This is a genomic window from Flavobacterium sp. 102 (assembly GCF_003634615.1).
In the GTDB taxonomy this organism is placed as follows: domain Bacteria; phylum Bacteroidota; class Bacteroidia; order Flavobacteriales; family Flavobacteriaceae; genus Flavobacterium.
The window spans coordinates 2,597,304-2,609,567 of sequence record NZ_RBKX01000001.1 but is presented as its reverse complement, the minus strand read 5'-3'; the positions used below and the strand labels follow the sequence as shown (position 1 = coordinate 2,609,567).

11 protein-coding genes are annotated in these 12,264 nt (G+C 35.8%); 4 read left to right on the top strand and 7 right to left on the bottom strand.

Annotated features, from left to right (window positions below):
• Positions 1-14 precede the first annotated feature (14 nt).
• The 6 genes from C8C84_RS11265 to C8C84_RS11240 all read right to left on the bottom strand — a co-directional run bounded on the left by C8C84_RS11265 (position 15) and on the right by C8C84_RS11240 (position 6,811).
• The gene (locus C8C84_RS11265) at positions 15-1,232 is read right to left on the bottom strand and encodes an acetyl-CoA carboxylase biotin carboxylase subunit family protein (protein ID WP_121313740.1); all 1,218 of its coding nucleotides are present in this window, start codon (positions 1,230-1,232) and stop codon (positions 15-17) included.
• 3 nt (positions 1,233-1,235) lie between these two features.
• On the bottom strand, positions 1,236-2,657 hold the full coding sequence (locus tag C8C84_RS11260) for a M17 family metallopeptidase (protein WP_121313739.1): 1,422 nt from the start codon (positions 2,655-2,657) through the stop codon (positions 1,236-1,238).
• A gap of 9 nt (positions 2,658-2,666) precedes the next feature.
• Complete coding sequence (locus C8C84_RS11255; RefSeq protein ID WP_121313738.1) at positions 2,667-3,809, bottom strand: alpha/beta hydrolase; 1,143 nt, start codon at positions 3,807-3,809, stop codon at positions 2,667-2,669.
• Between the two features lie 188 nt (positions 3,810-3,997).
• On the bottom strand, positions 3,998-4,495 hold the full coding sequence (locus C8C84_RS11250) for a DUF2231 domain-containing protein (RefSeq protein ID WP_121313737.1): 498 nt from the start codon (positions 4,493-4,495) through the stop codon (positions 3,998-4,000).
• Between the two features lie 75 nt (positions 4,496-4,570).
• Positions 4,571-5,953, bottom strand: a complete 1,383-nt coding sequence (locus tag C8C84_RS11245) for a cell wall metabolism sensor histidine kinase WalK (protein ID WP_121313736.1) — start codon at positions 5,951-5,953, stop codon at positions 4,571-4,573.
• 189 nt (positions 5,954-6,142) lie between these two features.
• A complete protein-coding gene (locus C8C84_RS11240; RefSeq protein WP_121313735.1) occupies positions 6,143-6,811 on the bottom strand; it encodes a response regulator transcription factor in 669 nt (222 codons plus the stop codon).
• Between the two features lie 222 nt (positions 6,812-7,033).
• Between C8C84_RS11240 and C8C84_RS11235 the strand changes: the two genes are divergently transcribed.
• The 4 genes from C8C84_RS11235 to C8C84_RS11220 all read left to right on the top strand — a co-directional run bounded on the left by C8C84_RS11235 (position 7,034) and on the right by C8C84_RS11220 (position 10,270).
• Positions 7,034-7,996: a hypothetical protein gene (locus C8C84_RS11235; RefSeq protein WP_121313734.1), complete on the top strand. Its 963-nt coding sequence runs from the start codon at positions 7,034-7,036 to the stop codon at positions 7,994-7,996.
• 259 nt (positions 7,997-8,255) lie between these two features.
• Positions 8,256-8,858: a hypothetical protein gene (locus C8C84_RS11230; RefSeq protein ID WP_121313733.1), complete on the top strand. Its 603-nt coding sequence runs from the start codon at positions 8,256-8,258 to the stop codon at positions 8,856-8,858.
• 172 nt (positions 8,859-9,030) lie between these two features.
• On the top strand, positions 9,031-9,753 hold the full coding sequence (locus tag C8C84_RS11225) for a hypothetical protein (RefSeq protein ID WP_121313732.1): 723 nt from the start codon (positions 9,031-9,033) through the stop codon (positions 9,751-9,753).
• 58 nt (positions 9,754-9,811) lie between these two features.
• Positions 9,812-10,270 (top strand): hypothetical protein, encoded by a 459-nt coding sequence (locus tag C8C84_RS11220; protein WP_121313731.1) that lies wholly within the window; start codon positions 9,812-9,814, stop codon positions 10,268-10,270.
• A gap of 563 nt (positions 10,271-10,833) precedes the next feature.
• On the opposite strand, the gene C8C84_RS11215 is transcribed toward C8C84_RS11220, so the two are convergent.
• On the bottom strand, positions 10,834-12,264 hold the full coding sequence (locus C8C84_RS11215; protein ID WP_121313730.1) for a DUF3570 domain-containing protein: 1,431 nt from the start codon (positions 12,262-12,264) through the stop codon (positions 10,834-10,836).

Here is a 12,264-nt window from a genome sequence, read left to right as displayed (position 1 = left end):
AATCTGCGTATTTATTAATGTAATTTCTTAACTGCTTCCTGTTGGGCTACAGTAGCATAATCTCGAATCAATCGTTCCGCATAATCGTCTAATAATTCTCTGACACGAGCGTGATTATCGCTTTTTACAATCAACCCGGCGTGGAAATCTAAAGGTACACGGAAACAAACCTCAGTATCATTAAAACCGGATAAATCAGGATGTTCAAATTTGGACAACGTCAGTACAATCCCGGCGAATTCTTTTTTGATGGTTGGCAATTTGTATTGTTTGCCTTTGACTAACGCATCTTCTATTTTGGCCCATTCGCTCCAAAGATTTACACCTGAAGCCGCCTCAACCATTTCGGCTAAGTGCGCGCCACCAACACGCGATGCCGTTTCTAAAAAGTAGATTTTACCATCATCATTGCATTTGATAAACTCGGTATGGTTGGCACCATGTTGCATGCCAAAAGCTTTTAAAACTTGTTCGTTTTGTTTTTTGATGGCTTTGTCGTCTTTGGAATCATAAGGAATATTGGCACTTCTGAAAATACCGCCGCCTTGGGAGATTTCCATTGGCGTTGCCAAATATTGAGACGTTATGGAGAATAACGTTTTGCCGTGCCAATTCAATCCATCGCAGTGATAAACCGCACCAGGTTTGAATTGTTCCACCAAATATTTGATTCGATTATCGCCTAATCCGTGGATTTTTTCCCAAAGTTCGGCTGCAGAATGAACCTTCATAATTCCCGAAGCCGAAGCTTCCGAACGTGGTTTTAAAACCCATGGTGGCGCAACCGTATCGGCAAATTCATTAATTTCAACATCATTAAACAACGGACTAAAAGCAGGAATCGGAATACCTGCGTCTTTGGCTCGCATTCTCATCGCCAATTTGTCTCGGAAATACCTTCCGGTGGTTTGTCCCATTCCGGAGATTCTTAGATTCTCACGCAAATAAGCTGCCTTTTCCACATCAAAATCATCTAACGCCACTATGCCGTCAATCTTTCTTTCGCGCATTAAACCGGCAACACCGGCTAATAATTCCTCCAAATTCCAATCAACATCTTGTCCGGGCATAAAATATATTTCGTCTATGTAATCAAAAGCCCACGGTTTGTCGCGCAACTTTTCCGAAGTGATTAAATAGACTTTATTGCCCTGTTTCTTCAAATTAATTAAGAAATCATTCCCTTTAAAATAGTTGGAAATACAAATGAAATTTTTGATTGGATTTTCCATATGCTATAGATTTTCAATAAATTTAGTAATTAAATGTACGCCATAAGCTGTTGCATGTTTGGTCTTAGCGAATTCATCATCGCCAAAAGCCACGCCGGCTATATCCAAATGTGCCCACGATTTATGGTCTTCGGTGAAATATTCTAAAAACTTCGCTGCCGAAATCGCTCCGGCAACCGGTTTACCCGAATAGTTTTTCACATCGGCAATCTCGCTGTCGATATCCGGTTTGTATTCATCCCAAAGCGGTAATTGCCACAAACGCTCACCGATGGCGTCACCTGATTGCTGTAATCTTTTGGACAACTCTTCATTATTGGTAAACAAACCGGCGCATTCGTAGCCTAAAGTGCCAATGACACTTCCGGTTAAAGTAGCTAAATCAATCACCGTTTCCGGTTTGTAATTTTTAATCAAATACGATAATCCATCGACTAATATCAATCGGCCTTCAGCATCGGTATCAATGATTTCTATTGAATGTCCGGCATAACTTTGAATCACATCACTCGGCATAAACGAATGCGCATCCACCGAATTTTCACACGCAGGCACAATAGCAGTCACGCGATAAGGCAATTGCAAATCAGCTATCAATTGCATTGCGCCTAAAACTGCTGCGCCACCGGCCATATCACATTTCATTTGAACCATTCCGGCGGTTTTAATATTCAATCCTCCGGTGTCAAACGTAATTCCTTTCCCAACCAAACCGATATGTTTCTTCGCTTTTTCGGGTTTGTATTCCATGATGATGAATTGCGGTTCATTGGCACTGCCTTTGCCAACCGACAGAAAAGAATGCAAACCTATTTCAGTTGATTTTGCTTTCCCAAAAACGGTTACTTCAAAACCATATTTTTCACCGGCTTCGGTGGCCCAATCGGCTAAGTATTTTGGGTTGACTTTATTAGGTGGTAAATCAACCAAGTTGAAAGTTTCTAATTGCGCGTTGGCGATTTTGATTCCTTTGTTTATCGCTTCTTCTACATCGTTTTTGGCCAAATATTGCAATTCGAAATTGTCTTTTGCTAAAGGATGCGTTTCATTTTTCTTGTAATGACCTAAATCATAAGTTCCTAAAACCAATCCGGAAACAGCTGCTTCTACTTCATTCGGATTGAATTTTTCCGGAAAAGCCAAAGCTACATTTTGACCGAAAACCTCTTTTTGTTTGGAAGCAATTCGTCTGAAAATGGTTTTAATCGATTTGTAATCAATGGCTGCACCTAAACCGATAAAGACATGAGTGCAATCGTATTTTTCGACTAAATAATGCGTATCTTTTTTTCCGTAAAATACCTTGGAAGAAACTGTGGTGCCGTGGTATTCAATCGGCACTATACTTTTAGCATTGGTTTCATACACCGGAATTAAAATGGTTCCGGTAAATCCGTCAAGGGTTTTTATTTGTTTTGTTTTCATAATTCTAATTTATTCTTCTTTAGTACTAAAATAAAGCCATTCTATTGCTTTTGGGAATTCATCGCTCCAATATCTCTCGTTGTGTTTGCCTTCCATATCGAGGCTTAAACGCACTTTCATTTTATCGGCGAAACCTTCTTTTTTGAGTAATCGTTTTTTGAAATGCTGCACGTGATCAATCATGGTCGCACTTTCATCGCCACCGGCATAAAGATAAATTCGCGTTTCTTGTGGTTCGTCAATGTCCAGGAATGACAATTTGATTTTAGGAACAACCCAAAGCGATGGCGAAAATATCATCAACTTGCCAAAGATTTCCGGATACATAATCCCCGAAAAAATGCTGACCAATCCGCCCATAGAACTGCCACCAATTCCGGTGTATTCGCGTTCGGGTTTGGTTCTGAAATTGGCATCTACAAAGGGTTTCAACGTTTCGGTAACAAAACGAATGTACTTTTTGCCTTCGCCACTGCCTAAAACGGTATTGCCGACATTGTATTCTTTAATCCTTTCTTTTTCAGCATGTTCAACTGCTATAATGATGATTTTGCCAATCTTGTATTCCGCCATTACAGCGAGTTTTTTATCGATTTCCCAATTGCCGTATTTGGCTTTTTCATTGAATAAATTTTGGGCATCTTGAAGATACAACACCGGATAAGTCTCTGTTGTCTTTTCATAATCATGAGGCAACAATGCCCATACTCTGCGGGTTTTATTCAATTGCGGAATTTCGAATTCTTCAGAAATCAAATGAACTTTCGGTAAAAACTTTGATTTAAATGGTAACCAATTGTGTCGCCATTTGGCCACATGCTCTTTGCGCACGCCGTTGTGTTGTTTGCAACTTCTGTTTTCAGTACGATTCCCAAATTTATCTATTTCGACTTCGCTCCAATCGCCGCGGGTAAATTTGTATAAAAGTTCGTCGGGATAAGTAAAATCGTGGGCAAACTTGTAATGATACAAACCTTGCCCTACGCGTTCCATTTCAAAATTCTTGTCTTGAGTTACCCAATTATTGAAGTTACCGGAGATATAAACCGGTCTTTCGTCGTCTTCGTCAGTAGTTAAAATAATATTGAGTTGGGGTTCAATAATTTTCTTGAGTGCTAAATCTTCCGTTACATTGTCATCAGTGCTGCGCATGCTTAATCTTTATTTTACATAGAACGTAAATATACTTTATTGCTGCTTGCTAACAAAGCGTTTCAAAAAAATTAGCAGATAATCGATAATGCATATTTTTTATTGAAATATCTTAATTTATATCGCTTTAAAATAAAAAAACCTAACAGAAATAACTGTTAGGTTCGTTTATAGTAAGTTTAAAAAGTTTAATCTTCTTCCTGTTCGCCTCCATTTTCGGGAGCAGCAATTTCAGGACTGTTGGCATTGGCTCTAATCTCTGTATGGCGAATTTCACCACCTGAAGTACCAACATTTTTTACCAAGACTACTGTAACTATGGTTAACAGTAAAGTTATCCGCGTAAATAATTTGGCTTTAGAATGGTTTTTAGCGGTGGCAATTAAGGACAATAGCGCGAAAGCTCCCGTAACATAAAGTATCAAAACAAACTTCTCTGCTAATTCTTCGTGCTCGTGAATTATTTTTTTACCAACACTTGGCATGTCTTCTACCAATTCTTCTGCGCCTTCACCGGTTGACATTGACGCAAAGCCAAAAACAGCTGCCACAATCAGTACAACAAATGCCGTGTTCTTTACCGCCTTGTTTTTTAATACAATACCGGCAATTAAAATGCCCAATCCAATAATCGTCCCGATGATTGGAAAATGGTTAACTAATAGGTGTAAGTGAGCGTCGTTCATGGTTTTTGTTGTTTAGTTTAATTCAAAAATACTCATTATTTACTTTGCGGAACATGATAATTGTCACATTGTCAATTATTTAATAAAGCCTAAAATGACTTTGGTTCCTTTATTTTCTTCGCTTTCTATTTGCAAATCAATTTGAAGTAATAACGATAATCTTTTTACAATGGACAATCCCAAGCCTGTTCCTTTGATTTCCGGATGTTCGTTTGATTTGGAACGATAAAATTGGTCAAAAATCTTCTGCAAATCTTCTTCTGCAATACCAATTCCTTGATCAGAAACAGAACAAATCAATTTATTTTCGGTTTCAATGATGTCAAAGTTGATGGTGTCATTGGGTTTAGAATATTTCACCGCATTGGTTAAAATGTTGTTTACTATAATGCCAAGCAAATACGCATCGGTAGTAACATAAAAATCTTTCGGGAAGTTGGCCACACATTTAATTTTCTTCTCGCTTATAATGGTTGAATTTCGAGAAATAACATCGAGGAAAATGGCGTTTAATGAAACCTTTTCCAACTTTAAAGTTTGCTTTTGGTTTTCGAAACGAGCCAATAAAAGCAATTCATCTACCAAGTGATTCAAACGATTTACTTCATTAATACAAAAGTCTATTTTTTCTTTATATTCCTCAGGATTACGAGGTTTACGAACTAACACTTCTAAAGTTCCTTTAATTACTGCCAATGGTGTTCTCAGTTCATGAGACGCATCTGATGTAAACTGTTTTTCGCGTTCAATGGCATTCTCTACCCTATCCAATAAGTTATTGATAGTTTGCGATAAGATAAACAATTCATCGCGATTTTGAGGCAACGGAATTCTCGATTTCAGATTGTCTTTTGTAATATCATTAGACGTTTCAATGATAGTACTTATTGGCTTTATACTTCTACCGGCAATAAATCGAGCGATGAGAAACAGCACTAATAATATCATTGGATAAGCAATCAGCATAATGGTAAACAAATTGTTTAAAACCATTATGGAATCCTCAAGCGACATGGCTACAATCATGAAGCCAATGATTTTTGTGCCTTGATAAAGCGGTACTTGAATTTGTCTTACCGAAATGTTTTCTAACTTAGTTTCAAACAATTCATTCACAGGCGCACTGGCTTTGTAGGTCAGTTGTTTCTGTTTTAGGTTGGGTGATTTTTCCACCATAGCGCCTAATTCATCAACAAATTGAATAAAAGCCGGACTGACCTCTACTTTGTTAAACTGACTGGTCTTCCACTCTTCTTCCTCAATCAGTAAAACACAGTTTTCTATGACTTCAATCTCTTTTAAATGCTTGGTTACTTCAGTTTTAATTTCGTTATCAACTCTAACAGACACACTAAAGCGCACTATAGAATAGATAGCAAAAAAGACCACCAATATTAACAAGGCTGTTGTAATGATATAATTGGATGCGATTCTGTTTTTAAATGAAAATTGTTGCATTTACGGTCAAAATATATAATTGTGCATTTTATTTTTAGCTTCTGAAAAAAATTAGCCACAGATTACACAGATTATACTAATTCACACAGATTATTCAGTGCTATTTTTAAATCAGTGCTAATCTGTAACAGCTGTAAAATCCGTGGTCAAATAACCTTCCAAACCTTCAGACTTCAAATTCTTATTGGCTCATTCGTCATTAGCAATATACCCAACACCACGAATGGTTTTGATATAATCTTCTTCCACTTTAAGGTTTAGTTTTTTTCGTATGGCGTTCATGAATACGTCGATTACGCCGGTATCATATTCAAAATGAATGTCCCAAACGTCTTGTATGATTTGGGTTCTAGAGCAAACCGTTCCTTTGTTTTTAACCAAATAATGAAGCAAATCAAACTCCTTTTGTGTAAGCGACACTTCTTTCTTATCCACGGTAACCTGATGCTTTTGCAAATTAATTTCTACCGGACCAAGTGTTAAGAGGTCATTTTCGGGTTGGTCACGCAACTGTACTTTAATACGTTCCACCAGTTCGTCAAAACTAAAAGGCTTTTTGATATAATCATTGGCGCCACTTTTCAACCCTTCTACGGTTTCTTGCACCGTGTCTTTGGCGGTTAGAAAAATAATAGGCACTTTGGTGTTTTGCAATCGAATGGCTTTGCAGACTTCTACGCCGGTCATTTTGGGTAACATCCAATCGAGTAAGACCAAATCAAATTTTTCATTTTGAAAAAGCTCTAACCCTGATTTCCCGTTGTTGGCCGATGATATTTGATAGCCTTCCTCTTCCAAACCTTGTGTAAGGAATTGAACAATTCCTTCTTCGTCTTCTACTATTAAAATGTGCTTCATTGATCATTCGATTTGCTGTGCTAATGTAGTACATTTTATGTTTTCACGGTGCTGACCGCTTTGTTTTTAAGGGAAAATTAATTTGCAAATAGTCACTAATTCTAAATCTGCAAGTGTTGATAACTTCGCTATAATTACCTAAACTGTAGAATTGCTTTACGTATCTTAATTTGGTAAGTTTGAGGAGGATGCTAAGGAGCCAATAAACCATAAGATTTACCCATGAAACAATCAGAAATAATAGCCTTAATCGGACTGTCCTCTACCGACCCAAAACTAGTTGCATTTTTTGAAAAACAAGGACTCAAAGCACCAAAGACCGTCAACGCCAATGCTTCCGGTAAAGCGATAAGACACAAAGAGTACCAAATTGATTTCGATTTTGATTACGACATCATCCACGAATCCTATTACCCGCCGGTCAGCCCTAAAAATGACGACTATAACTTTATAGCCTATTTAAAAAACGTCTATTTCTATTTGCCCTCAAAAAGCGATACAAGACCCAACGATTTTTGGGACGTTACTCCAAATCCACTGGCGTCCTATGAAGGCTTTGAAAACTATTTCGGAAAAATCAACAAAGGTTATTTTGAGAAAACCTACAACGACTTCATAAAGACAACCGCCGAATACGACGTTAAAAAAAAGAAATGCGTCCATATAGCCGCCGGAATCAAACAAGAGCGAGAAATCATAAACAATTGCTTTTTTGACCCTACTAACGAGCATAACCTCTGGACCGAAGCCTATACTTTTTTAATCAAATGGTTGTTTGACCATCGATTTTTAAACATCGATGATCAAGTTTATAATCTTGGTTTAGCGCCTACTCATCAAGCTATCTTGGAATTTGTACAATCACAGCTAAAAAACAGATTATGGAAAAACCAATTGAAAGAAGTGCCCAATTTGTTTTTGTTCTTAAAAACCATCAGCAGCAATAACAGTGTCAAGAAAGATGAAAATAAGCAGCCGGTAATTTTTTACCAAAACCATCTTTTCTTAATGGCCACCGGCAATTATGAGCAATATAAAAAGTTGTACACCGAAGACATCTTCAAAGCCGATGACCTTTGCAAATCTATAAGCTTTACACCCGAAACCGCACAGTCTTACTTGAACTTGCTAACCGAGCGGTTCGAGATATTTCCTAAAATTAATGACTTAAAAATAAATAAGTAAGCAAACTGTGTATTAACAGAAACAAATAATTACAAAGTATTTGTTTGCAAAAATGTTCATAATCAATATGTTTCACAACCCATACTACAAACTTTTTTCCTATTTTAGCTTACAGTCAATAAGAAAATACCACCTCGTTTTATTGAAAGTCGAGTATGAATTATGCTCAATTGTTTTGGGTGTGGTTTGAAGTGGTTTTTAATACTTATTGACTAGTTGTGGGAAATATTAGAAAAAATCGTAAAAATTAGAAACTATTATGAAAAGTTTAAAAGTATTAATTTATGTTAACTTAATTTTAATTATGGGAATACTATCAAGTTTTAAAGGAATTTTTGGAGGAAATGATTTTGAGCAACATCTTGAAATTGGAAAAATTATTTATCCTAAAAATGATAATGAAATATCATCGTGCTTTAATCTATTTAAAGATAATAAGAAAAAATTCAAAAAAGATTTTAAAATGTTAATTGATGATTATGAATTTGACTCAGATAATGGTTCTTTAACAGAACTATTATTTTCATATGGCGATTGGAAAAATAAAACAATTTATATAGATTGGAGAGGTGAAGAAAATGAAGGTGAAATTGAAGAATATATTTTAGAAATTATAGAAAACAAAATAAACTTTAAAAACACAACAGAGTTAAGAAAAAAATCTGTAGACATTGAACAAAGAGATGGAAAATACATAAAACAATTGTTACTAAACATAAATAAAGACTTAAATGTCGCAGGATATGAAGTTTTATATTTTAATATTGATTGGGATGGTTATGGTTTTATCATTGCAGAAAAATCGGAGGTGCAAAAAATTCTAAAAATTAGTAACAAAATTCTAAAACCCACATTTGAATAAATACTTCCCACAACAGCGGTTTGCTTCAATGGCTTGGCTCGGGATTTTCCCGAGTTTTCTCTAAAAACTCAAAAAGGAGTTTTATATTTGTAATCATCAGTAATTAATCGTCGAAACTATCACAATCTGCGGAACGTTAGCTGCAAACGGAAAAAAAACAGGAAAATTCAATATGAGAACCATTTTAAAAACTTTATTAGTTTGCATAATTATAACCAGTTGTAATTTGGGAAAAGCTCAAATTAAGGACTTAAATTCATCACTTAAGGAAATAGAAAGTTTCCAAAGTGAAAACAATTATGAAAAAGCAAATGAAATGCTTGATTCTCTCATTACTGTATATCCAAACAATGCAGAATTATATTTTAGATTAGCTCATTCAAAAACCATTTCAAAACCTAATCTGTTTGAAATAATGAATCTTCTTGATAAATGTTTGTCTAAAGATTCATTACACTTCAAAGCTTTGTATCTAAAATCACAAGGACTAATGTTTATGGGAGATTTTCGAGGAGCTTTAAATATTCAAAATAAATTAATTGAAAATTATCCGAATTTATTTTTACTTAAACTGGATAGAATATCAACCTATTTATTTTGTGGTGATTTTAAATTGGCAAAATCAGAAGCTTTCAAATATATTCCTTTGTGCGAAGATTTAAATGAAAAAGAAAGGCTTTACAGAGTAAGTATGTACTCCAATTACTTTTTAGGAAATAAAGAAGCTATGTTGGAAAATATTAACGAAATGAATTCATTAGGTTTAAATACCGATTATTCTGCTAAACTTATTAATAAAGAATTAATATTTGAGGAATTTGCTAAAGGAAAAAATGTTGGAAATATACCGTGTTCTTTATCTCAACTTGAATATATGTTTCCAATAAAAAAATAACGCCTATCGCTAACCGCAGTTTACAACAATTGCCTTACGTTCCTGCACGACACAAACAATGAAAAAATCAACAAAAACCTTTCTAATAATTCTTCTACTCCTAATTCTCGGAATTTTTATACATCCCAAAAAGGTAGTCTATGTTCCAAAAATAACCGGAAAAGTAATTGACGAAAAGGGAAATTCAATAAAAGATGCCGTTGTCTCTCGAATAGAAGAGTTGAGTTCGAAAAATGAGAAACAGGGTTATTATGATTATACAAAATATAAATCCCAGACCACAAAAACTGATGAAAATGGAAATTTTGAACTTCTGGAAAAATCAAGAATTGAATGGATACACACTCCGTTAGATTTACCTTTTGCTTGGTGCTTTGGGAATTTTGAAATTGAAAAAGAAGGTTTTAAAACATACAGAACAGAGTTTGACGAATTTCGTCAATTGCACAAAGACAATTGTTATGCTTGTGAAGAAATAGGATTTAAACCAATAATAACTCTGAAAAAAAAGGAATAAAAAATGTTACAGAAAGAAAAAAGCAACGGTTAACAGCATTTTCCTCTAATTCCCTCAAGTAACAAAACCCAAAAAGTACTGAACGAAACCCGAAAAGTACTTAACAAACATCAAAAAGTGCTGAACGAAACCCGAAAAGTGCCTAACAAACATCAAAAAGTACTTAACAAAACCCGAAAAGTGCTTAACAAACAACGATATTGACCTAACAAAACCCGAAAAGTGCCTAACAAACATCGAAAAGTGCTGAACGAAACCCTAAAAGTGCCTGACAAAAGTCGAAAAGTGCTGAACGAAACCCGAAAAGTGCTTAACAAAACCCGAAAAGTGCCTGAGTAACATCGAAAAGTAACAAAGTCACCTCAAAATATGCTGTACAAATTGGGAAAAGTACCAAACCAAAACAGCTTATTCCATTTTCACCATCAAATACCACCAACAAAAAAGCATCCAAAGAATGGATGCTTTTTTTTATCTTTAGTGAATCTTTGAGCTACTTCGCGACCCTTTCTGAAATCACTTTCATAATTCGCAATTAACAATTCGTAATTCTTAATTAACTCCTATTTATCCATCACAAACTTAAACGCCATACTAACAATATCCGCGCTCAAAGTATCACTGCGTTGGTAATGATTGTATCGGAAATCAACATTTTTAAGTCCAAACTTCCAAATATGAGCTTTGGTAAAAATGTCCAAGTACGTTGCTCCTACGCCATACTGACTTGCATTAAAAGTTGACAAATCATAATCAGACGTATAATATTTCTCTGTAGACAAATGCGTTTCAAACGGCGCAAAATACTTCGACTCTGTTTGCGTATAATAACGATACATCGGATAAACCGTGAAATGGTCATTCAACTTTATCGGCACTTCTATATTAGCCGTATGCGCCTGCACACCCCAATCATCGGTATAGAAACGATAGTAAGTTCTCAGTTTAAAATGTTCATTGATGTAGTAATTAAAACGCGCACCAATCGGCAATTTAAAACGAGTATTCGGCAAACGCTCAATATCATCCGCTAAGCGATACACACCTACATTCTCCGGGCTTTCATACACCGGAATGTATTGGCTTTGCCCAACATAGTAATTTGATTTATCCGCAAAATAAATACGGTGATAAGGAGTTGACAACAAACCCTGTTGTTTTAAAACATCAAAGAACACAGAAGCTTGCAGTTTTTTAGTCAATACTTGTGAATACCCAAACGATAACGAATATGAGTTTCTATTCACCGATTGAATGTTTTCAAATTGCGAAGGCAAATAACCGTTAGAAGCCACGCCGTTCTGATCATAAATGGTAATACCACTGAAATACCCATTGTTCAAAAATGAATTTCCATACTGGTCATACTCATGCAGTTCCGTTGGCAATATCGGTCGCCATTGGTCAAGATACACATTGGCTTTCAAACTCAATTCGGTGTTTTTCTCATTAAAAAGTTTGGCAACGCCACCACCAAAACCGATAGACGTATAATCAAATTCATTAGAAAAAGACACATCCGCATTCCATATAAAGTTTCTATCGTCAGAACTATGACTGTAGTTCACATTCACACTCGTCAAAGCATCCTGTGCCGATGCACCCGAAGAAGCCAACCAAGGCGTTCCATAAGGAGAACCGGCTTTGTCATCATCATCGTCATCACCACCACCAGAAGCTCCGGTATCATTAAACGGATTAATATTACTCGAAGAAGCCGATGTATAAGCCGACAAACCCGCATCAATAGTCAATACATCATCGGCATTCATAGGCATGGTGACTATAATATTCGAAGCCAAATCGGTCAACTTCTCAGAACCCATTCCACCCGAAACGGAAGAATGCACACCGTCTTGTTTGTAATAACTCAATAAGAAGTCAACTTCCGTTGCCTCTAAAACTCTCTTTTTAAAAACAACAGTACTGTCTTTTTCTTGTGAAAAAGAACAGTAACTGCTCAATAAGGCTAATAGAAATAGGTGCTTTTTCAT